Origin of the sequence: Actinosynnema sp. ALI-1.44 (assembly GCF_001984155.1) — a bacterium.
GTDB lineage: Bacteria > Actinomycetota > Actinomycetes > Mycobacteriales > Pseudonocardiaceae > Kibdelosporangium.
Genome location: NZ_MTQO01000050.1, coordinates 503,374 through 524,851 on the forward strand (window position 1 = coordinate 503,374; position 21,478 = coordinate 524,851).

Consider the following 21,478-nt stretch of genomic DNA (forward strand, 5'->3'; position numbering starts at 1 on the left):
CCGCATGTAGAGTCGGGTCGCCGTGAACTCCGACCTGATGACTCCGAGGCAGCTCGCCGCCGCGCTCGGGCTGCCCGCGCCGACCGACGAGCAAGCGACCGTGATCGCGGCGCCTGCCGAACCGGCGTTGGTCGTCGCGGGCGCGGGGGCGGGTAAGACCGAGACGATGGCCGGTCGCGTGGTGTGGCTCGTCGCGAACGGCTTGGTCGTGCCGGAGCGGATCCTCGGGCTGACGTTCACGCGCAAGGCCGCCCGGCAGCTGGCCGACCGCGTCCGGGCGCGGCTGCGCAGGCTGGCCGGGTCCGGGGTGCTGGAGCGGCTGGACCCGAGCGGCGAACGCAAGGCGGCCGTGATCACCGGCGAACCGACCATTCTCACGTACCACGCCTACGCCGGGCGGCTCGTCAGCGAGCACGGGCTCAGGCTGCCGGTCGAACCGGCGGCGCGGCTGCTGACCGAGACGTCCTCGTGGCAGCTGGCGCACCGGCTGGTCAGCACCTGGACCCAGGACCTGGACACCGACCGCGTGCCCGCGACGATCACCCGGTACCTGCTCGACCTCGCCGGTGAGCTGGGAGAGCACCTGGTCGAGGCGGACAAGCTCGCTGAGCACGCCGACCGGCTCTGCCAGTTGATCGAGGCCGCGCCGCGTGGCCCGCGGCAGGCGGCGGAGCCGTCCCAGAAACTCAAGGAGATCATTGCCGCGCAACGGTTTCGCGTCGCGCTGCTGCCCATGGTCGACGCGTACGCCGAACGCAAGCGCAAGGACGGCGTGCTCGACTTCGCCGACCAGATGGCGATCGCGGCACGGCTCGCGCGTGACCACCCCGAGGTCGTCAAAGGAGAACGAGTCAAATACGGCGCCGTGCTGCTGGACGAATACCAGGACACCGGCCACGCGCAGCGCGTGCTGCTGCGGTCCCTCTACGGCCAGGGCGAGCCGATGCCCGTCACCGCTGTGGGGGACCCCGCGCAGGCGATCTACGGCTGGCGCGGCGCGAGCGCGGCGAACCTGCCCCGGTTCACCACGGACTTCCCCAACGAGGACAAGCGCCCGGCCACCCGCTACGGCCTGCTCACCAGTTTCCGCAACCCGCCCGAGGTGCTCACCCTCGCCAACCTGATCTCCGAGCCGTTGCGGCGCAGCGGCCTTGAGGTGGACGAACTGCGCGCGCGGGAGGACGCCAACGACGGCGACGTGCACTGCGCGTTGTTCCCGGACGTCCACGCCGAGCTGGAATGGCTCGGTGACGCGGTGGCGAGCCGGTGGCGCGCCGCAGTGGAGGCCAACGGCAAACCGCCCACGGCCGCGGTGCTGGTGCGCCGCCGCGCGGACATGGCCGACATCGCGACCGTGCTGCGTGCCCGTGGCCTGCCGGTCGAGGTCGTCGGGCTCGGCGGCCTGCTGGACGAACCGGAAGTCCGTGACCTGGTCAGCACGCTGCGAGTGCTCGTCGACCCGCTCGCGGGCACGGCCGCGACCCGGCTGCTGACCGGGTCACGCTGGCGGCTGTCCGCGGCCGACCTGGCCGCGTTGTGGCGCAGGGCGACCGAACTGGCCGGGCTGCACGCCCCGGACCAGCTGGATCCGTTGCTCGGCGCCGTGCCGGGGGAACGGGCCGAGCAGGCCGGGCTGGTCGACGCGCTCGACGACCCCGGCGACCCGAAGCGGTACTCCACCTTGGGCTACAACCGCATCCGCGGCCTCGGCGGTGAGCTCACCCAGCTGCGGCGGCGGCTCGACCAGTCGCTGCCCGAGCTCGTCGCGGACGTCGAACGCACCATGCAGCTGGACATCGAGGCCTCGGCCCGGCCCGGCCCGATCGCCCGCGTGCACCTGGACGCGTTCGCCGACGTCGTCGCCGACTACGCGCAGCACAGCCCGTCGGCGAGCCTGATGTCCTTCCTGGACTACCTGTCCGCCGCGGAGGACGCCGAGGACGGACTGGAACCCGGCGAGGTCGAAGTGGCCGAGGACCGGGTGCAGGTGGTGACCGTCCACTCCGCGAAGGGCCTGGAATGGGAGGTCGTCGCGATCCCGCACGTCGTGACCGACGTGTTCCCGTCGAAGCGCCGCGGGTCGAGCTGGCTGCGTTCGGTGACCGAGCTGCCCGCGTCGCTGCGGGGTGACGCGGCGGACCTGCCGGAGCTGCGGCTGTACGCGGACATGAACCGCAAAGAGGTCGAAGAGGCGCTGCAGCTGCACAACGAGGGCTTCGCCGAGCGGTCGCTGACCGAGGAACGGCGGCTGTTCTACGTCGCGCTGACCCGCTCCGAGCACAGCCTGCTGGTGTCCGGCCACTGGTGGGGCCGGACCAGCGCGAAACCCAAGGGGCCGTCGGAGTTCCTCATCGAACTGTCCGAAGTGGATGTCGCGGTGGTCGACCACTGGGCGCCCGCGCCGCCCGAGGACGAGGTGAACCCGATCGCCAACGCGGCCAGGGTCACCCGCTGGCCGATCGACCCGCTCGGCAAACGCCGCCAGGACGTGCTCGACGGCGCCGACCAGGTCCGTGCCGAGCTGGCGAAGCTCACCCGCGGCAAACCACCCGAAGACACCGACCAGCTGCTGCTGGAGCTGGAGGAGGAAGATCCCGACGGCTGGAAACGCGACACGGACGTGCTGCTCGCCGAGCGCGCGGCGGCGATGACCAAACGGGAGAAGATCGTGTTGCCCGGCCAGCTGTCGGTGAGCCAGCTCGTCGAACTGGCCGCCGACCCGGACGCGCTGGCCCGCAGGCTGCGCCGCCCGTTGCCGTTCCCGCCCAACCCGGTGGCCCGGCGCGGAACCGCGTTCCACGCGTGGCTCGAGCGCAAGTTCGGCTCCGGCCGTCTGCTCGACCTGGACGAACTGCCCGGCGCGGCCGACGACAGCGCGTTCGCCGACGAGGACCTGGACGCGTTGCGCACGGCGTTCATGACCAGCTCGTGGGCCGATCGGATCCCGCACGAGGTCGAGGTGCCGTTCACGTTCGACGTCGACGGCGTGTCCATCCGTGGCCGGATGGACGCGGTGTACGTGGACGACGACGGCGGCTGGACCGTGGTGGACTGGAAGACCGGCCGTGTGCCGGACGACGCGCACCTGCCCGCGTTGGCCGTGCAGCTCGCCGCCTACAGGTTGGCGTGGGCCCAGCTCGTCGACGTGCCGGTGGAGCGTGTACGCGCGGCCTTCCACTACGTCCGCGAGGACCACACGCTGCGCCCGGCGGACCTGCTCGACGCGGACGGTCTGCGCGCTCTCGTAGGCTCAATTAGCTCGGTCTCGGACGCGTAGCGCCCACTTCACGAGCGGCCACTGGAACGGCAACCGGCCGTACGCGGCAACGCGCGCCGACGGGGTCTTCGCGTCCAGTGCCATCTTGACGTTGCCGGGGAACACCGCGACGAACAACAACGCCGCCAGCAGCCCACCAAGCCGCCTTGTCCTGGGCACGGCGACCAGCAGTGCCGTCCCGAGCTCGCCGACCCCGGACGCGTACGTCCAGGTCCTGGCGTTGCCGGGCAGCTGCCGCGGGATCAGTCGATCGAACGGCTTCGGCACGAGGAAGTGCAACGTGCCCATGCCGCCGAGCATGACGGCCAGGAGAATCGCTCGCCGGGATTCGGTCATGCGCAGGAGGCTACTCGCCAGTAGCCGGACGCACGAGCAACAACGTGACCCAGCGAACGCTAGGGTGCCGCACGTTGGCGTCCCATTGGGGGAGAGTGCAGACATGATCAGGCGACTGACAGCCTCCGACCGGCTCACCGACCGGCCGGACCATTCGCTGGTCGGTGTCATCAGGATCCCCGAGGGCACGGTCAGCCCGGTCACGGCGATCGTGCGCCGGGTGATCGGCGCCCTGCTCGCGCTCGTCGCGGCGGTCGTCATCGTGTACCTGGACCGGGACGGCTACCGCGACGTCAACGGTGACGGCCTGTCGCTGCTGGACGCGATCTACTACGCCACTGTTTCCCTGTCGACCACCGGATACGGCGACATCACGCCGTGGAGCCCGTCGGCACGGCTGGTGAACGTCCTCGTCATCACGCCGTTGCGCGTGCTGTTCCTGATCGTGCTGGTCGGGACGACCCTCGCGGTGCTCACCGAGCGGTCCCGGCAGGCGTTCAAGATCCAAGTTTGGAGGAAAAAGGTGCGGGACCACGTTGTGGTGGTCGGCTTCGGCACGAAGGGCCGGTCCGCGGTCAGCGCGGTGCTCACCGACGGCATGAAACCGGGCCAGATCGTCGTAGTCGACACCGACCAGAACTCGCTCGACGCGGCGTCCGCGCTCGGCCTGGTCACCGTGCTCGGCTCGGGAACACGCTCGGACGTGCTCCGAGTAGCCGGTGTCGACCGGGCGCGAGCGGTGGTGGTGGCGGCCAACCGCGACGACTCGGCCGTGCTGATCACGTTGACCGCACGGGAGATGGCGCCCAAGGCGCAGATCGTCTCCGCGGTGCGGGAAGCGGAGAACGTGCACCTGCTGCGCCAGTCCGGCGCGGACTCGGTCGTGGTGTCCAGCGAGACGGCCGGCCGCCTGCTGGGCATGGCGACGCACACGCCGAACGTCGTCGACATGGTCGAGGACCTGATCACCCCGGACAGCGGACTCGCGATCGCCGAACGGGACGTCGAGCCGGACGAGATCGGCGGCTCGCCCCGGCACATGTCCGAGATCGTGCTCGGCGTGGTCCGCGGCAAGAAGCTCTACCGCGTGGACTCCGTCGAAGCCGACGCGATCGAGGAGGGCGACCGGCTGCTGTACGTCCGCAAGGTCACCCCACCCGCCGAGAACGAAGAGAAAAGCTCGTGAGGTTCAGACGCTGCGGAGGACGGAGACGACGACGCCGAGGATGACCGCGTTGTCGCCGTCGATGACGTCGTAGGCCGGGTTGCGGGGCTCCAGGTACACGTGGCCGTCGCGGCGGCGGTAGACCTTCACCGTCGCCTCCTCGTCGATCATCGCGGCGACGATCTGGCCGGAGTGCGCCTCGGACTGCTGCTTGATCACGACCATGTCGCCGTCGCAGATGGCTGCGTCGATCATGGAATCACCGCGGACGCGCAGCGCGAAGACGTTGCCGCGGCCGGTCAGGTCGCGCGGCAGGGTCAGCGTGTCGTCGACGTGCTGCTCGGCCGCGATCGGCACACCGGCGGCGATGTCGCCGACAACGGGGACGCTCACCGAGTCGCCGGAATCCCGGCTGCCCGACTCCCGCAGGAACGCGCGCACGTCGATCGGCCGGGACACGGACGCGCTGCGCCGCAGGTACCCCTTGTCCTCCAGCGCGGCGAGGTGCTTCGACACCGTGGACGTCGACCGCAGGCCGACCGCGTCGCCGATCTCGCGGGTGCTCGGCGAATAGCCCTCGCGGTTCACGCAGTCCTGGATCGTCGCCAGGATCTGCTGTTGCCGCAGCGGGAGTTCGGATGCGTCGAGGTGGTCGAAGACGTCGGTCACCTGCGGAAGCGTACCGGTCAGGCGTACGGGGCACGCGGATGACGCGGCGGTCGGCGTTCTGACACCATCCACCTGTGGAGGTTCGCCCGGACGCGTTCCGTCTCCTCGTGGTCGTCCTGCTCGGAATCCTCGTCAGCCTGACGCTGTGGTTGTCGGCGCCAGGTCTCTTCGGGCTGGCCGAGGACGGACCGGGCACCGCCACCGTCACCGCGACGGTGCGCAAGGGCGTCGGGTGTTCCGGCGCCGGGAGCGGCGAGATCGTCACGTTCGTCCACGAAGGCAGCGAACACCAAGCCACTTTGGACGCCTGCGGGCACCGCGCGGGCGAATCGGTCGACGTGGGCATGCCCGCCGAAGTCGGCACGAACATGACTGTGCACGCCGCCGAGGCCGCCACCGGCGAGAGCGACGCGCGCAGACCGGTGGCTTTCGTCCTGTTCCTCCTGGCCTGTTTCGCCGGTGGCGGCTTCGCCTACCTGTACGGAAGGAAGGGGACACGAAGCGGGGCTTTGTGCTGAGCGCACGCGTTCGACTTCGGTTGTTCAGTTCGGGTTCAGCCCACGCTGCTCGCCGGTGCCAGGTACGTGTTGCACTGGAAGGTCCGGTTCTTGCGGTAGCCCTGTTCCTGCCAGGCGCCGTAGTTCTGCCGTTTGCCGTGGTCACGTGGGCCGTTGGGGTTGTTGTCGTCGCCGCGGGTGTAGCCGTCGGCGAGCATGTCGCGGGACACCTGGTCGGTGATCGAGCCCTTGCCGTTCCACGCGCCCGCGAACCACATCCCGCCGAGGCACTGCGCCTGTAACTCCTTGCGGCGCTGCAGTTCCAGTCCCGCCGCCGAGTCCGGGCCGACCTCGTACATCTGGTCGAACACCGCGCTGAGCGAACCGCTCAACGCCTGGATGTGGTGGCCGTACTCGTGCGCGAACACCGCGAGGTACGCGCCGATCTTGGCTCCGTTGGTCTGTGTCTGCAGGCCCTCGAACGGCATGTAGATGGTGGCGTCCGGGCCGCAGTAGAACGCCGCGAAGTTGTCCTTCTCGGTCACCGCGCCGCAGCCCGTCGAGAACCGCTTTCCTTGTGGGAAAACGATCTTCGGCGGGGAGAAAGGCAGGTTGGCGCGTTGCATGACCGGCGCCCACGCGTTTTGCAGGCACGGCGCGGCTGCGGTGAAGAACGCCTGTGCCGCGGCCGCGGTGCTCTGCCACTTCGGCAGGTTGCACGTCACCGCGTTCGTGCCGTTCTCCCCGGCGAACAACGGGTTGTCCTTGGTTTTCCGCACCGGGACCGGCCCGCGCGGGGTCGTCTGCGTCTGGGTACGGGTCTGCGTCGGCGTGGACCGTCCGGAGGTCGTGGTTGTGGTGGTGGTGGTCGTTGTTGTCGTCGGCTGCGTGGTTGTGGTGAACGGGCCGCTCGCGCTGGTTGTGGGCGTCGACGTGTCGTAGCCCGAGTCGGCCACGCTTCTGGACTTGTGCTTGTTGCCGTCCATGGCTGCCATGAACCCGACGAAACCGCCGACCACCACAAGCACGCTGATCAGGCTGATCGTCACGATCGCGCCCGTGTTGGACTTCGGCCGGTATGGCGGCGGCATGAAACCGTGCCCTGGCGGCGGTCCCATCCGTGGCGGGGCCGGGGGAATGGGCGCGTAGGGCGAACGCCGCTGGAACTGCGGCGGCGCGGGTAACGGCCGCGGCGGTGGCGCCACCGGCCGGGGCGGCGGGTATCCGGGCGGCGGCGGGTATCCGGGTCCGTACGGCGGTCGAGTCATCGAATTCCCCAGGAGTCAGCTGACACTGTTCGCGGGCGCCAGGTAGGTGTTGCACTGGTAGGTGCGGTTCTTCTCGTACCCGTGCCGCTGCCAGGCGCCGTAGTTCTGCCGTTTGCCGTGGTTACGCGGCCCGCGCGGGTTGTTGTCGTCGCCGCGGGTGTAGCCGTCGGCGAGCATGTCGCGTACGACCGCGTCGGTGATCGAGCCCTTGCCGTTCCACGCGGCGGCGAACCACATCCCGCCGAAGCACTGGGCCTGCAACTCCTTGCGGCGCTGGACCTCCAGGCCCGCGGCGGTGTCCGGGCCGAGGTCGTACGCCTCGTCGTGCGCGGCCTTCAGCGACCCGCTCATCGCCTGGATGTGGTGGCCGTACTCGTGCGCGAACAGTGCCAGGTAGTTGCCGATGCGGGTGCCGTTCATGTCGGTCTGCAGTCCCTCGAACGGCATGTAGATCGTCATGTCGGGGCTGCAGTAGAAGGCGGCGACGTCCTCTTTGGTCGAGTCGGCCACACCGCAGCCGCTCTCCCAGCGCTTCCCGCTGGGGAAGACGATCTTAGGCGGTGTGAACGGCAGGTTGGCGCGTTGCAGCACCGGTGCCCACGCGGCCTGCATGCACGGCATCGCGGCGGTGAAGAACGCCTGCGCGGCCTGTGGCGTGCTGCGCCACTGCGGCAGGTTGCACGTCACAGTGTTGGTGCCGTTCTCCCCGGTGAAAAGCGGGTTGTCCTTGGTCTTGTAGACCGGCTTGGGCCCGCTCTGCGTTGTCGTCGTCGTCCGGGTTGTTGTGACCGTTGTCGTCGACTGGGTGGTGGGTGACTGCGAAGTCGTGCCCGCTGCGGAAGGCACGGCGGAGGTCGACGGCGGGTACTCATAGCCGGAGTCGGCGACGCTCGACGACTTGTTCTTGCCACTGTCGAGCACGGCGAGGACACCGATCAGCCCACCGACCACGACGAGCACGCTCACCAGGCTGATCGTCACGATCTTGCCGGTGTTGGACTTGCGCCGGTACGGATCCACGTGCCACGCCGGTACCGCGGGCCGAGGCATGGGATAGGGCTGACGTGGGCGGTACATCGGGGGCGCGGGCATGGCCATCGGTGGCGGAGCGACGGGCCGCGGCGCGGGCGAGCCAGGTGGTGGGAACCCGCCTCGACCTGGTCCGTACGGCGGTCCTGTCACTTTCCTGCCCCCAATTTGTTCGCAACGAGCGTGAGCATAAGCGGGCTCCGCTATCGTCCGCAGGCGTGTTGACGAATTGGGGGGTGGCGGCCGCTGGCCTTGTCGCCGCGCTGGGCCTGGCAGCCGGACAACCGCCGTCCATTCCGAACATCCCGATCATCCCGCCGCAGAGCGGCCAGCAGCCGCCTCCGTCCTCATCGGACGAGCACGGCGGCGGCCCCGGCGGCATCGAGTTCCCGACGCGCACGCAGCTTCAGCTCAAAGTGGAGCGCGACGGGGTGCTGACGGTCGAGGAGACCATCACGGTCAAGTCCGGCGAGCGGCTCAACCGGCGTTCGCCGTTGCGGATCAAGGCAGGCGACAACCGCGACCGCGTGTTCGTCGTCCGCGACCCGAAGCTGGAGGGCAACGGCAGCGCGCAGGCGACCGCGGACGAGTTCACCGTGTCCGTCGGCGAAGGCAAGTCCGTGCTGCGCTACCAGGTGGACGGTGCCGTCGTCGACCAGGGCGACCGCCAGGAGGTCCGCTGGCAGCTCGCGGCCGGGTGGGACCGCAGGATCGGTCTGCTGCGCGGCACGTTCATCGCACCGCAGATGGCGATCTCGGTGCGCTGCAACGGCGGCCCGTACGGCACCGAGGAGCCCTGCGACCACGCCAAGACCGACAACGGTGGCGTCACCCGTGTCGACATGCAGAACCTCAACGCGGGCGACCGCGTCGACCTGGCCGTCGGACTGCCCGCTGGGACAGTCCCGGCGAACGCCAAGTTCGCCGACGCCACCACGGCGGCCGGGCCGTTCGCGCTCACCGCGTTCTCCGGCTTCGGACTGCTGGGGCTCAGCATCCTGCTGCTCGGTGGTGTCGCGTTGCTGCTGGTCGCGCGCGGCAGGGACGCCAAGGTGCTCGCGACCGACGTCGGACCGGTCGACGTCCTCGTGCACGACAAGGACGGCGTCGCCTTCGCTTCACCCGATGGTGTGCTTCCCGGCCAGATCGGCACGGTCACCGACGAGCGGGTCGACCCGGTCGACATCACCGCGACCGTCCTCGACCTCGCGGTCCGCAACTACCTGTGGATCCAGCAGATCGGTGGGGACCGGACCGGGGACGACTGGCAGATCACCCGCCGCAACCCGGCCGACGACTCCCTCACCGGTTACGAGCGAGCCGTCTACGACGCCGTCCCGGACCAGGGTGTGACCGTGTCCGCGCTGGACGTCGACAAGGCCAAGATCGGCGAGGCCCTCTACGCCGACGTCGTCGAACGCGAGTGGTTCAAGCGCCGCCCCGACCGCGACCGCAGCCGGTGGCTGTGGATGGGCGTCGGCCTGGCCGCCGTAGGTGCGGCTTTGACGGCCGTCCTCGCTGTGACGGTCGGCAACGCGCTGCTCGGCCTGGCGGTCGTGCTCGCCGGGGTCGCGCTCGCTCTCGGTGCACGGCTGATGCCCGCGCGTACCCAGCGTGGCAGCGTGCTGCTGGCCCAGGTGCGCGGCCTGCGCGGCTACCTGCGGTCCACCGACCCCGCGTCGATCCCGGACAACGACCGTGAGCTGGTGTTCTCCCGGTCACTGCCGTACGCCGTCGTGCTCGGCGAGTCGTCGAGGTGGCTGGATGCGTTCGGTTCGCCGGACGAGCTCTACTGGTTCAGCGGTGGGCGAAACCTGCCGGGGTTCATCACCGCGATGGACCGAGCGCTGGCCAAGTAGGCTCGTGCCATGGCTGCACCCGACCTGCACACGTTCACTCTCCCGAACGGTTTGCGTGTGGTGCTCGCGCCGGACACCACATCACCGGTGGTCGGTGTCAGCGTGCACTACGACGTGGGCTTCCGATCCGAACCAGAGGGCCGAACCGGCTTCGCGCACCTCTTCGAGCACCTGATGTTCCAGGGCAGCGAGAGCCTGGAGAAACTGGCGCACTTCCGGCACGTCCAGTCCTCCGGCGGCACGTTCAACGGCTCGACGCACCCGGACTACACCGACTACTTCGAGGTGCTGCCGTCCGCCGCGCTCGAGCGGGCGCTGTTCCTCGAAGCGGACCGGATGCGCGCGCCCAAGCTGACCCAGGAGAACCTCCGCAACCAGATCGACGTGGTGAAGGAGGAGATCCGGCTCAACGTGCTGAACCGGCCGTACGGCGGATTCCCCTGGATCCTCCTGCCGCCGGTGCTGTACAAGACGTTCCCGAACGCGCACAACGGCTACGGCGACTTCACCGACCTGGAACTGGCCAGCCTCGACGACTGCGCCGCCTTCTTCGACACGTACTACGCGCCCGGCAACGCGGTGCTCACCGTCGCCGGTGACTTCACCGTCGAGCAGGCCCGTGAGCTGGTCGAACGCCACTTCGGCGACGTTCCCGCACGCGAGACGCCGCAACGCCCGTCGTTCGCCGAGCCGCCGCCCCATGGCGAGGTGCGCGGCGAACACCACGACCCGCACGCCCCGCTGCCCGCGCTCGCCGTCGGCTACCGCATGCCGGACCCGATCAACGACCTGGACGCCTACCTGGCGCACCTCGTGCTCGCGTCGGTGCTGACCGAGGGCGACGGCGCCCGGCTGCAGCAGCGCATGGTCCACAAGGAAGCGCTGGTCACCGACATCAACGCCGGTGCGGGCCTGTTCGGTCCGTTCGAGGCACGCGACCCGGACACGTTCTCGATCACCGCGATGTACTCGCCCGAGGTGAACGTCGACCGCGTGCTCGGCGCGCTGGACGAGGAGCTCGAACTGCTGGCCGGGACCGCTCCGTCCGAGCAGGAACTGGCGAAGGTCACCGCGCGCTGGGTGTCCAGCCTGCACAAGGAGCACGACCGGCTCGTGAGCCGCACGCTCGGCCTCGGCAGCTTCCAGCTGCTGTACGGCGACCCCGGGTTGATCTACCGGCTGCCCGACCGGATCGCGGCCGTCACGCCGCAGGACGTGTCCGCCGCGGCCAAGCTGCTGCGCCCGGACTCGCGTGCCGTACTGCAGGTCTTCCCGGCTGGAGGTGCCGAATGAGCATCACGACACACCGCTCCGCCGAGGAGATCGGCCGTACCGAGCGTGGCCCGCGTGAGCTGCCGCCGTTGGGCGAGCAGCGCGCGGCGACTGGTTTGTCCACCGTGGACACCACGTTGTCCAACGGGCTGCGGGCGATCGTGGTCAAGCAGTCCACTGTGCCCATGGTGGAGCTGCGGCTGCGGATCCCGTTCGCCGACACCGACCTGATGCACGCGGCCAAGGCCGAGGTGATGGCGTCGACGTTCCTGTCCGGCACCGCACGCCGCGACCGCGTCGCCGTGGACACCGACCTTGCGCTCGTCGGCGGTGAGCTGGACGCGTCGGTCGACCCGGAGCGGCTCAGCATCGCCGGGAACTCGCTGGCCAGCGGCCTGGACACGTTGCTCGACGTGCTCAGCGACGCGCTGACCGGCGCGTCGTACGCCGACGACGAGGTCGGCAGGGAGAAGTCGCGGCTGGTCGAGCGGATCGCGATGGCGAAGTCGCAGCCGAGCGTGATCGCCCGGCAGGCGCTGCAGAAACACCGCTACGGCGACCACCCGGCCACCCGCGAGATGCCGGAGGCCGAGGACGTCGCGAAGGTGACGTCGGAGCAGGTCCGCGCGTTGCACAAGGACTTCGTGCTGCCGCGCGGGTCCGTGCTCGTGCTCGTCGGTGACGTCGAACTGGACGCGGCCGTCACGGCCCTCGAGTCCGCGCTCGGCGGCTGGAAGGCGGACGGCACTGCGACGGAACTGCCCGAGCTGCCCGTCGTCCCGGGCGGGGACTTGCTGTTCGTGCCCCGGGCCGGTGCCGTGCAGTCCCAGTTCCGGCTGAGCACGCAGGCGATCACCCGCACGGACCCCCGCTACCCCGCTCTCCAGCTGGCGAACCTGGCGTTCGGCGGGTTCTTCTCGTCGCGCCTGGTCGAGAACGTCCGCGAGGACAAGGGGTACACGTACCACGCGCGGTCCTACCTGGAGTTCACGCCGGGCAGCGCGACCCTGCTGATCGACACGGACACGGCCAGCGGGGTGACCGCCAACGCGTTGCTGGAGATCCGCTACGAGCTCGCCAGGATCGTGCTGTCCCCGCCCGACGAGTCCGAAGTGGACACCGTGCGGCAGTACGCGATCGGCCAGCTGCTCACCGCGACCGCGTCGCAGTCGGGCCTGGCGTCCCAGCTGATCGGCCTCGCCTCGCAGGGGCTCGGGGTGGACTGGCTGGTGTCGTACCCCGGCAAGCTGCAGGAGGTCACGATCGACGAGATCGCCGCCGCGGCACGGGACTTCTTCGCGCCGGTCAACTGGACCGGCGTGATCGTCGGCGACTCGGCCCAGTTCGAGACCGTTCGCCTGCTGGGCGACGTGAAGCAGTGACGTTCCAGCTCGACGAGCTGCCCCTCCTCTCACGCTCCACAGTGGAGCGCGAGGAGGGGCTGCGGGTGGACGCGGCCAGGCAGGTGGAGCTGTGGCGGGACGGCCGGGTGCTCGGCGTCGACAAGTACGGCCGCACCCCGATCCGGTCCGGCGGAACGGAACTCGTCTACCAGGACACCACGGGTGACGAACCGCCCGCTGACGTCGTGCTGCTCGGCGAGGAGAAGGGCGTCGGCTACTGGGCGACGCTCGTCTCCTCCCCCGAGCAGGAACCGGCGATCGACTGGCGGTCGTGGCAGGAGATCGGCAAGGCCGACGGGGAGCACTGGCTCGACCTGCGGGCCGCCGGGTCCTTCCTGGACGCGACGTCGGCCGGGCTGTTCACCACCGCGGTGGCCCTGCTGACCTGGCACCGGCGGGCGAGGTTCTGCGCGAACTGCGGTACCGCGGTCGACCGGGTCAAGGCGGGCTGGGCCACGCAGTGCCCCGGCTGCGGCCGTGAGGAGTACCCGCGGACCGACCCGGCCGTGATCTGCCTGGTGCACGACCGGGACGGTGCCGACGGGTCGCAGGTCCTGCTCGCCAGGCAGCCGATCTGGCCGAAGGGCCGGTACTCGGTGCTGGCGGGGTTCGTCGAGGCCGGTGAGTCCCTGGAGGCCTGCGTGGCCAGGGAGATCTGCGAGGAGGTCGGCGTGGACGTCGCCGACATCCGTTACCTGGGCAGCCAGCCGTGGCCGTTCCCGCGTTCGTTGATGCTCGGGTTCGCGGCCAGCGCGGACGTCACGCAGCCGACCCGGCTCGCCGACGGCGAGATCGAGGAGGCGCACTGGGTCTCCCGCGACGTGCTGCGGGAAGCCATCGCCGCGGAGGCCGACGGCCGCGAGTTCTGGCTGGGACTGCCCGGCCCGACCTCGATCGCCCGGCAGATGCTGGAATCCTGGGCCACGGTTCGGTAACCGGCCACTGGCGTCACCGGGTGGCGCGGACCGCTGCTTCGACGAGCTCGTCCGGTGTGGCGCTGATGTCCAGCACCACGCCCCGCTCGTCGGGGCGCAGCGGCTCCAGGTCGGCGATCTGCGAATCCAGCAGCGCGGCGGGCATGAAATGGCCCGTGCGCCCCGCCAGCCGTCCCGCGATCAGCTCCCGCGGGCCGTCGAGGTGCACGAAGAACACGTCACCGCCGGTCCGCAGGACGTCGCGGTACTTGTACTTGAGCGCGGAGGACGTCACCACGCCGCCGCTGTCCTGGTGGTCGCGGATCCAGGCCGCGATCGCGTCCAGCCACGGCCAGCGATCCTCATCGGTCAGCGGCGTGCCTGCCGACATCTTGGCGATGTTCTCCGGTGGGTGGAACTCGTCGGCCTCGGCGTAGTCCACCCCGAGACGCTCCGCCAGCCCACGGCCCACCGTCGTCTTGCCGGAGCCGGACACACCCATCACCACGATGACCACGGCCCCAGCGTAGACGGCGGCAGACCACACCCGGACTTCTCTACAATGTGGGCCAAAGCCGAGAGTCGGGGGACTGATTGGTTACGTTGCCGACGTTGAAGTGGCGGCGAGTGGCGCCGCGGTGGGCCATGATGGCCCTGTTCGGGTGCCTGGCCGGGCTGGGTGCCCTGTTCGCGCTGATCGTGCTGGCCGATTCGCTGAAGGGCGGCGACGAGACCCACTGGGTCGCCGTGTTCGTCCTGCTGGCGTGGGCGACGGCCGCCGTGCGGCTGTACCGGATGGACCTCTACGTGAGCACGGAGGGCATCCGCAAGCGCGGCTTCCTGCACCAGACCACCTGGTCGTGGGCGGCGATCCACGACTTCGAGGTCAAGCCGATGGCGAAGCTGAAACTGCTGGGCGGCGACGCGGTCTGGATCCGCCTGACCAACGGTGCCCAGATCGAGACGACACTGCACCACGCGGAATCCATGCCCGCTGTTCGCGGCATGTTCATGGCCGAGCACGAACTGCACGAGGTCGTCCACCAGTTGCGGGGCGCGTTGGCGCGTTCGCGTAACTCGCCCCGGGTCCGCAACTAGGTTCAGTCGACGGACGGCATGGCGCGGAGGAACTGGCGCCATGCCGTGGCCGGAAGGTCGAGTGTGCCCGCGGTGCGGTTCTTGGTGTCGCGAACGCTGGCGGTGTAGTCGCTGATCCGAACCTCGACGCAGTTGTCGGTCCCGGCGCCGCTGTAGCTGCTCTTGAACCAGCCCGTGTCTCGCATCGGTCAGCTCTCCTTCAGGATTCGCTCCAGTGCTGTTCTCGATTCTGCCTTGCCGATCGCCAATCCTCGAAGCCGGTCAAAGATGCGAGCCAGCACGTCCGTGTCGGCGGAGTCATCGAGGTACATCGACGGGCCGTGGACTACCGAGTTGAAGCCGATCGGTGAAGCCGGTTCGGGGAACCGCATCAATGCGAATCCGGCATGCGGTGCCGGGTTGTCCGGTGCAGTAGTGGAGAGCACTCGGATGCTCAGGCCAGGATGTTTGTCGAGCAGATGGAGCACGTGCTCGATCTGCCGCTGGAGTACCTGTGGCCGACCGAACGTGGTTCGCAGTGAGTCATCGGCGATGATGAACTCCATTTCCTTCGGCGGATCCGACTGGAAGACCAGCCGCTGTCTGTCCAAGCGGAAGGACACACGGTCTGCTCGTTCCTGGTAGGAACTTTCCCAATAGATGCCGTCGCCGCCTGCCATCACCGCCTCGATGTAGTCATCGCACTGCAACAGACCGGGGAAGATCCCCCTTTCGTAGACGAGGATCTGGCTTGCCTGTGACTCGATGTTCGAGAGTCTGCGATAGGAGCCAGGCAGCGTGTCCACGTAGGCGCGCCTCTTCGGCTCTCGCTTCCGCGCTTCGACTCCCAAGGCCAACAGGCGCTTTCGCTCGGCTTTGCCGACCTGGAACAGGTCGAGCAGCGCTGCCAGATCCTCGGCGGGGAGATTCGCCCTGCCGTCTTCGACTTTCGAGATTCTGCTTTGGTCCTTGCCGATGGTGGCTGCCGCGTCGGCCGCGGTTTTCCCGGCCTTCAGCCTGAGCCGCCTGAGCTCGCTGCCTAGCAGCCGCCTCGGGATGGTCTGCGCGGCCCCTGGCATGCCACGTCCTCTCATTCACACCTTCGAAGTACCTTCGCGCACCTGTGTGGGCTTGTCTGGCTGCACATGCCACTATTGATGCCATTGCAGGCAATACTCTATTCCGTCCGATGTAGACCGCGAGGAGCGAGCCTTGAACACCGACGTCGACATGAACTGCTGGGTCGAGATCGACGAAGCGGAGATCAAGTACGTGGTCAGCCGCACCGAGAAGATGGTCGAGTTCACGATCGGCAACGAAGGCGGCCTCACCATCAACATGACCGAACGCGCGCTCGCCCAATGCGTCGAGCAGTTCCCCGTAGCTCTCAGCGAACTGAGAGAACTTATCGCGTCAACGCAATGACTGTCGGAGCACCCGCAACCGGCGGACCAGCTCGGCGGGTGACGCGGGCGCGAGTGTCCACCACAGTTCCCCGCCGTCGGAAACCTCGGCCACGTTGAGGAAACGTCCCCATTCGGTGTCCGCGTACCGCAGTGGGCTGGCGATCACCCGGCGACGCCCAAGGCGGTCACGTGCCGCCACCCACAGTTCGCCACTGCCTGACGTCCGCTGGGCGATGATCCGCATGACTCTCCGCAGATCCGTGCGCGGAACCGACTTGGCGCTCACCGCGCCCGGCGGGGGATTCGCGGCTGCCGCACGCAGTTCGTCCACCGGTACCGAAACAGGACTTCCCGTGCCGGGTGGCACTTCCGGAATCTGGGAAACCAGCGCCTCCGGCAGCTTCTTCGGTTTGCTTTGCAGCAGCACTATCTCGTCGCCGTCTCGTACGGCGAGAATCGCCTCACGGCCGGTCGCCGCCGCAAGGACCCCGAGACGTGACCGCGCGGCGATCCACCCGTAGTACTCCACGTTCGCGCGGCACAACGCGGTCAGAGACTGGACCACGTCGGCGTCCAGCCGACCACCCCGGTCGAGCCAGCCCAGCCGCTCGGCCTCCGCGTCGGCACTGGTCTGGTTGGCTTCGGCCTCCTCGCGCGGCAGCCACACCGCGGTCGGCGACAGCACGTCGGGCAACTCACCGATGCGTTCCCGCCTCACCAGGCGTACCAGCGCATCCAGGGATAATCGGGCACTGTCGGGTAGCACTATTCGATCACCGGGGGCGTGGTCCGCTCGTCGGTCCCGAACGTCTTCTCGGGATCCGGATCCCGCAGATACGACAACCGCTGGTGCTCCTCGTCCTCGGCAGAGCGACCGCGGCCGGGAGCAGCCCCGCTTACCGGCACCACACCCAAGCCGCCGCGCACGCCTCCCGCCCGTGCCGCAGGACCGCCCTCACCTGACGTGATCCCGCCGACCTGCCCAGCACCCCTGCCCGCGACAGAGCGGGCGCCAGCCTCGGCACCAGTGCCCCCACGAGCACCAGGACCGCCGCCGAACCGGTGACCCGTGCCAGGTCTGTCCGGGCTGGATGCACTGGTGGAGCCTGGACTGCCGGTGAGGACCCCGCCGGTGCCGAGCGAGCCCGCACCGGCACCGCTTGCCCCCGTCGAAGAGGCGTTGGTGGCCGCAGACGGCACGCTGCTGACGCGATTGTCCGGCGCAGGCCGGGAACTGCCGGGATCGGTCTGTTGCGGCGGCGCATCCCCCACGCTGAGAGGAGGTGCGGCAACAGGGCCGTCGCCAGGTGCTGGTCGGTGGTCGCTGGGGCCCGCACCAGGTGGCTGAACGCCCGGAGGGGGCGTCCTACCCGGCGAAGGCCGACCGTCACCCACCCGCGGAGGCGGCGGCGAAGCCGCCGTACCCACGCTCACCCCGGCATCGTCTGCGATCAATGCACCGTACGAACTCGGCAACCGCGAAGTGTTGTACGTACTCGCGTTGTCGTACCCGCTCATCACATCCACGTTGTGCTGCGCCGCTGCGTTGTACGCCGCTACCTGCCCGGCGTAAGTCGCGGACGCGTCCAGTGAGGTCACCATCATCCACGGATCAGGGACAGTGGGCTCAGGCGGAATCGGTTGAACGGAGTTCCTGGCATCCTCAAAGGACGCCACCTGCCGCATCGACAGATCCTGCGTCACGTGCATCGACGGCGCCGCCTGTGCGTGCGCGATTGCCAACGCACCAGCACCCCGCTGCGCCACACCAGCGGCTTCACCTTGCCACGCCGATTCCATCGCCCCGGCGAGCCCGATGATCTCGTCTGCCTGCTGCTCGTATTCCTTGACCAGCTTGCGTACTATCTCCGCCGCATCGGCGAGTTCGCGCCCACCGCGCGCGTCGGTGAAGTTCTGGTAGATCGCCTCGGCCGACATGAACACCGTCAACCACCCGCCCGCACTGTCGTGATCATCAACGCCGCTATGTGCTTGGCTCTGGCGCACGACTGTTCGCCGAGTTGGTCCTGCTCGTCGACCAGGACCGCGAGGGTGTCCGAGATTCCGACCAACAGTGCGCAGTTTCCGGTTTTCCGGTTGTCGGTGTTGTCCTGGAACACTGCCGGATAACCATCCACAGTGGTCTCGATCCAGTAGCCGCGGGAATCTTCCGCGTGAGCGCGGTAATTGTCGGCAAGGCCGTTCTTGTTTCCGGTCATGAAGCTGATGGCGACTCTGGACAGCTCGGTGCCGTTGCGCCAGAAGCAGCTCGGCCCCGCGTTCCTGGCTATGGCGCTGTCGGTGTCCGGGATTCCGGAAGTGGGAAGTCTCAAACTCTGCAACTGCGATTCGGTCAGCGCGCTGCACGGGCGGGACAACTGGCGTGTCGCGTCGAGTGGATTCGACACGCTCGGAGCACCGTGGCGGTTTGCCGCACTCGACTCCGTTGTCGACACTGCTCGAGGCGCGACAGGTCTTCCCACTTCGGAAGTCGCGCATCCGGCCAGGACGAGCACCACACAGGACACGCCGACGGCTCTGCCTGCTGAGCGACGGTTCATTCGGTCAGCCACCGCCCGGTTCGGTCAAGCTCCTGGTGTTCTGGCCTTCGACCCCGACGTACGCGGATCGTGTCGTGTGCAATTTCTGGAGATACGTCGCGGCGTACGCGTGCATGCTGTCCGCGTGCTGCTTCATGGCATCCATGGAGTTCTTGAGGGTGTTTGCCTGAAATCTGCTCATGATGTCTTCGGCAGGTGGCATGACGAGACCCTCGGCCTGCTGGATCAGGGCACGCCGATGATCTATCGCATCGCACATGTCGGTCCACTTTTTGATCAAGCCGTCCAGTTGGTCCAGGCTTGTGAACACCCACTTGCCGTTTCCGCCGCCACCGGCGGTCTGGGGTTCGAGATCGATTCCGAACACCCCCGCGGCGGCGCGCAGAGTCTCGTCAACCGTTACCGCAAACCGGATCTGCTGGTCAGCCGTTTCCGGTCCCTGCTCCCCAACAGGCACCTTCCGTTCCCTCCTATCACACTGGCCACCGTATTACGTCGCGTTGCGAAGTCGGCGCAGAGCGTAGATAGGACGAGAATGGCACAGCAGAGGTTCCCCAACGGATGGATGGCGCTATTTGTCACCCGAAAGTACTCATGAACTCGCAATTGTCGCGTGGTCAACGGGATGCGACAGGCGCGTTCGCGGGCAGCCCGAACGCCGCACGTGCCTGGGGTGTGGGATCCAGGCCCGTTCGGCCTGTCGACCGCCGCACTTCCTCGTATCCGGCTGTGCTGAACATGCGTTTCAGCGACTCGGCGTTTCCGGCGCCGTCCACCGGCACTTCGACATCTCGCACTCGGTATCCGTCAGGTCCAGGCGTGAGCACGGCAACCAGCCCACCGCTGAACCCGCCGCTCAGCACCAGCGCGGCGTCGCGACGGACGTACATCGAGCAGTTCGCGATCAGACCCAGCCGAACGTCATCGCCGTCCCGGCGGATCTCCACCGGCCGCTGGGCACAGAACCAGCGTCCACCCGGCTGGCTCGGCCAGACGACCTTCCGGTTGGTCGGCAGGTCGGTGTGCACGACCGGAGCAACCGCGCGCAGCAGGTCTTCATCCAGTTCCGGTCGTGCCGGGCTGGTCAGCAGGAGGACCGCGACCGCTGTGCCGGTCAGCAGGAGTGCGGCACTCACAGCGGGCACGGTCCGACGGCGATTCCACGGTCGCACGGCGGCTCCCCGGTCAGTCCCCCACGAGGTGGACGTGTCGCGAAGACCAGGGTTGCCTGAGGGTCGACGCGGGAGGTGGTTTCGCCGAACACGTCCGGCGAAACCACCGGCACCGCGTCAGCTCCCGGTGAACGAGCCGGACTGGACCACCTTCCACTTGTTGTTGTCCACTCCGTACACGGTCAGCACCTTGTTGGTGCTGTCGCCGAAGTCGTCGAACGCGACCTCGCCCGTCGCACCTTGGCCCCGGTACTTCTGCACCTGGCCGATCAGGGCGTCCCGCTTACCCTCGTCCCAGGTGCCGTCCGCGGCGAGGGTGTTCGCCAGGCTGGTGATGATCACGTTGGCCGCGTCGTACGCGAAGGCCCCGAACCCGCCGAACCCGTCCTTGTAGTTCTTCTTGGTGTAGGCGGCGACGAAGTCCTTCGCCGTCTGCTGCGCCTCGGTCGGTGCGCCGACCGAGGTCGCCAGGTCGCCCTGTTTGCCGCCGAGTTCGAAGAACCTGGGGTCGAAGATGCCGTCGCCACCCATGAGGGGCACGTTCAGCCCTGCCTCGGCCGCCTGCTTGCTCAGCGGCCCGGCGCCGGGGAACTCGCCGCCGTAGTAGATCGCTTCCGGCTGCTTCGGCTTGACCTTGCCCAGCACGCCCGCGAAGTCGGTGTCTTTCTCGCCGACGGTCTCCTGGGCGACGATCTCGGCGCCGAGCTTGCGCGCCTGCTTGATGAACTCGCCTGAGATGCCGACGCCGTAGGTCTTGCCGTCGGTGATGACCGCGATCTTCTTCTTGCCCGCCTTGCCGACCAGGTAGTCCGCCGCGTAGGGGCCCTGGTAGGTGTCGTTGGTGCAGGTCCGGAAGTAGGTGGGGAACTGGCGCTTGGGGTGGGCCGGGTCGGCGCCCTTGGTCAGTTCCGGGCTGGTGTTGCCCGGTGAGACCTGGACGATCTTCTTCCCGGCCAGGATGGGCTGCACGCTCTGCGCCACCGAGGAGTTGTAGGTGCCCACCACGCCGACGACGCCGGGGACCGAGGACAGTTTGGACGCTGCCTGCTGGCCGACCTGGGGGCTGGCCTGGTCGTCCTCCGGTTGCAGGACCAGCTTGTAGCCCTTGACCGAGCACTGCTCGTTCGCCTGGTCCACGGCGACCTGGGCCGAGTTCCGGATGCCCAGTCCGATGGAGGACAGACCACCGCTCAGCGGGGCGATCACCCCCATCACGAGCGTTCCCTTGCTCGTGTCGCATCCGGCGCCCGGTGCGCCTGCCTCGTTCTTGTTGCTGCTGCAGGACGCCAGCAGTATCACGCCGGCGATCACCGCGGCGGCTTTCGCCGTCGGGTTGTGCACTGGATGTCCTTTCCTCGTGCCGCTGGCTCCTGGTCGGCGGCGACGGTGAATCCGACCGCGCGGAAGTTCGAGTCGGCGTCCGAGCGATCACGGCGGTGAGATCGCTCGTGGCGACGCGACGGCATGAATGGGAAGGGCCAACTCATGAGGCGAATTCGTGCCACCGCGCCAGTTCTGCGCTCGCTGTTCTGTCGCGGGTCGCGTGGCAAAAAGCCTACTGCCGTTGCGGGAA

Annotated in this window: 22 protein-coding genes; 9 read left to right on the top strand and 13 right to left on the bottom strand. The window is 68.6% G+C overall.

Annotated features, from left to right (window positions below; translation table 11 throughout):
* The first annotated feature begins 37 nt into the window (after positions 1-37).
* Entirely contained in the window at positions 38-3,277 is a 3,240-nt protein-coding gene (locus ALI144C_RS34855) for an ATP-dependent helicase (RefSeq protein WP_083753665.1), read from the top strand.
* Here the strand turns inward: ALI144C_RS34855 and ALI144C_RS34860 are convergent.
* Positions 3,251-3,613, bottom strand: a complete 363-nt coding sequence (locus ALI144C_RS34860) for a DoxX family protein (RefSeq protein ID WP_076991428.1) — start codon at positions 3,611-3,613, stop codon at positions 3,251-3,253. The two genes, ALI144C_RS34855 and ALI144C_RS34860, sit on opposite strands and share 27 nt — an antisense overlap.
* Positions 3,614-3,716: 103 nt before the next feature.
* Between ALI144C_RS34860 and ALI144C_RS34865 the strand changes: the two genes are divergently transcribed.
* A complete protein-coding gene (locus tag ALI144C_RS34865) occupies positions 3,717-4,799 on the top strand; it encodes a potassium channel family protein (RefSeq protein ID WP_076991429.1) in 1,083 nt (360 codons plus the stop codon).
* A 3-nt stretch (positions 4,800-4,802) separates the two neighbouring features.
* Here ALI144C_RS34865 and lexA read toward each other — a convergent pair whose 3' ends face one another.
* A complete protein-coding gene (lexA, locus tag ALI144C_RS34870; protein WP_076991573.1) occupies positions 4,803-5,447 on the bottom strand; it encodes a transcriptional repressor LexA in 645 nt (214 codons plus the stop codon).
* A gap of 74 nt (positions 5,448-5,521) precedes the next feature.
* Between lexA and ALI144C_RS34875 the strand changes: the two genes are divergently transcribed.
* Complete coding sequence (locus ALI144C_RS34875; RefSeq protein ID WP_083753637.1) at positions 5,522-5,965, top strand: hypothetical protein; 444 nt, start codon at positions 5,522-5,524, stop codon at positions 5,963-5,965.
* A 35-nt stretch (positions 5,966-6,000) separates the two neighbouring features.
* Here ALI144C_RS34875 and ALI144C_RS55880 read toward each other — a convergent pair whose 3' ends face one another.
* Positions 6,001-7,212 (bottom strand): neutral zinc metallopeptidase, encoded by a 1,212-nt coding sequence (locus ALI144C_RS55880; protein WP_076991430.1) that lies wholly within the window; start codon positions 7,210-7,212, stop codon positions 6,001-6,003.
* Positions 7,213-7,227: 15 nt separating this feature from the next.
* Positions 7,228-8,262: a neutral zinc metallopeptidase gene (locus ALI144C_RS34885; RefSeq protein ID WP_168211422.1), complete on the bottom strand. Its 1,035-nt coding sequence runs from the start codon at positions 8,260-8,262 to the stop codon at positions 7,228-7,230.
* A 197-nt stretch (positions 8,263-8,459) separates the two neighbouring features.
* On the opposite strand from ALI144C_RS34885, the gene ALI144C_RS34890 reads away from it, so the two are divergent.
* The 4 genes from ALI144C_RS34890 to nudC are packed head-to-tail and all read left to right on the top strand — an operon-like array spanning position 8,460 to position 13,710.
* Positions 8,460-10,100: a DUF2207 domain-containing protein gene (locus ALI144C_RS34890; protein WP_076991432.1), complete on the top strand. Its 1,641-nt coding sequence runs from the start codon at positions 8,460-8,462 to the stop codon at positions 10,098-10,100.
* A 9-nt stretch (positions 10,101-10,109) separates the two neighbouring features.
* The gene (locus ALI144C_RS34895; protein WP_076991433.1) at positions 10,110-11,393 is read left to right on the top strand and encodes a M16 family metallopeptidase; all 1,284 of its coding nucleotides are present in this window, start codon (positions 10,110-10,112) and stop codon (positions 11,391-11,393) included.
* Positions 11,390-12,754 carry a M16 family metallopeptidase gene (locus tag ALI144C_RS34900; protein WP_076991434.1) on the top strand — a complete coding sequence of 455 codons (1,365 nt, stop codon included), beginning with the start codon at positions 11,390-11,392 and terminating at the stop codon, positions 12,752-12,754. The genes ALI144C_RS34895 and ALI144C_RS34900 overlap by 4 nt, the downstream gene beginning before the upstream one ends.
* Positions 12,751-13,710, top strand: coding sequence for an NAD(+) diphosphatase (nudC, locus tag ALI144C_RS34905; protein WP_076991435.1), 960 nt, complete (start codon positions 12,751-12,753; stop codon positions 13,708-13,710). The genes ALI144C_RS34900 and nudC overlap by 4 nt, the downstream gene beginning before the upstream one ends.
* 13 nt (positions 13,711-13,723) lie before the next feature.
* Here the strand turns inward: nudC and ALI144C_RS34910 are convergent, their stop codons facing one another.
* Positions 13,724-14,191 carry a gluconokinase gene (locus ALI144C_RS34910; protein ID WP_076991575.1) on the bottom strand — a complete coding sequence of 156 codons (468 nt, stop codon included), beginning with the start codon at positions 14,189-14,191 and terminating at the stop codon, positions 13,724-13,726.
* Between the two features lie 110 nt (positions 14,192-14,301).
* Between ALI144C_RS34910 and ALI144C_RS34915 the strand changes: the two genes are divergently transcribed.
* The gene (locus ALI144C_RS34915; protein ID WP_143231037.1) at positions 14,302-14,787 is read left to right on the top strand and encodes a hypothetical protein; all 486 of its coding nucleotides are present in this window, start codon (positions 14,302-14,304) and stop codon (positions 14,785-14,787) included.
* 2 nt (positions 14,788-14,789) lie between these two features.
* On the opposite strand, the gene ALI144C_RS34920 is transcribed toward ALI144C_RS34915, so the two are convergent.
* Positions 14,790-14,972, bottom strand: coding sequence for a DUF397 domain-containing protein (locus ALI144C_RS34920; protein WP_076991437.1), 183 nt, complete (start codon positions 14,970-14,972; stop codon positions 14,790-14,792).
* 3 nt (positions 14,973-14,975) lie between these two features.
* Positions 14,976-15,845: a helix-turn-helix domain-containing protein gene (locus tag ALI144C_RS34925; protein WP_076991438.1), complete on the bottom strand. Its 870-nt coding sequence runs from the start codon at positions 15,843-15,845 to the stop codon at positions 14,976-14,978.
* A 133-nt stretch (positions 15,846-15,978) separates the two neighbouring features.
* Between ALI144C_RS34925 and ALI144C_RS34930 the strand changes: the two genes are divergently transcribed.
* Positions 15,979-16,191 carry a hypothetical protein gene (locus ALI144C_RS34930; RefSeq protein ID WP_076991439.1) on the top strand — a complete coding sequence of 71 codons (213 nt, stop codon included), beginning with the start codon at positions 15,979-15,981 and terminating at the stop codon, positions 16,189-16,191.
* On the opposite strand, the gene ALI144C_RS34935 is transcribed toward ALI144C_RS34930, so the two are convergent.
* The 6 genes from ALI144C_RS34935 to ALI144C_RS34960 form a co-directional block, all read right to left on the bottom strand.
* Entirely contained in the window at positions 16,180-16,938 is a 759-nt protein-coding gene (locus ALI144C_RS34935; protein ID WP_076991440.1) for an ESX secretion-associated protein EspG, read from the bottom strand. The two genes, ALI144C_RS34930 and ALI144C_RS34935, sit on opposite strands and share 12 nt — an antisense overlap.
* The gene (locus tag ALI144C_RS34940; protein ID WP_143231038.1) at positions 16,938-18,110 is read right to left on the bottom strand and encodes a hypothetical protein; all 1,173 of its coding nucleotides are present in this window, start codon (positions 18,108-18,110) and stop codon (positions 16,938-16,940) included. Before ALI144C_RS34940 ends, ALI144C_RS34935 begins: the two co-directional genes overlap by 1 nt.
* Before the next feature lie 8 nt (positions 18,111-18,118).
* Positions 18,119-18,733: a DUF3558 domain-containing protein gene (locus ALI144C_RS34945; RefSeq protein WP_083753642.1), complete on the bottom strand. Its 615-nt coding sequence runs from the start codon at positions 18,731-18,733 to the stop codon at positions 18,119-18,121.
* Positions 18,734-18,737: 4 nt separating this feature from the next.
* A complete protein-coding gene (locus tag ALI144C_RS34950) occupies positions 18,738-19,190 on the bottom strand; it encodes a hypothetical protein (protein ID WP_076991443.1) in 453 nt (150 codons plus the stop codon).
* Positions 19,191-19,350: 160 nt separating this feature from the next.
* On the bottom strand, positions 19,351-19,869 hold the full coding sequence (locus ALI144C_RS34955) for a hypothetical protein (RefSeq protein WP_076991444.1): 519 nt from the start codon (positions 19,867-19,869) through the stop codon (positions 19,351-19,353).
* Between the two features lie 153 nt (positions 19,870-20,022).
* Positions 20,023-21,246 carry a branched-chain amino acid ABC transporter substrate-binding protein gene (locus ALI144C_RS34960; protein ID WP_076991445.1) on the bottom strand — a complete coding sequence of 408 codons (1,224 nt, stop codon included), beginning with the start codon at positions 21,244-21,246 and terminating at the stop codon, positions 20,023-20,025.
* Between the last annotated feature and the right edge of the window lie 232 nt (positions 21,247-21,478).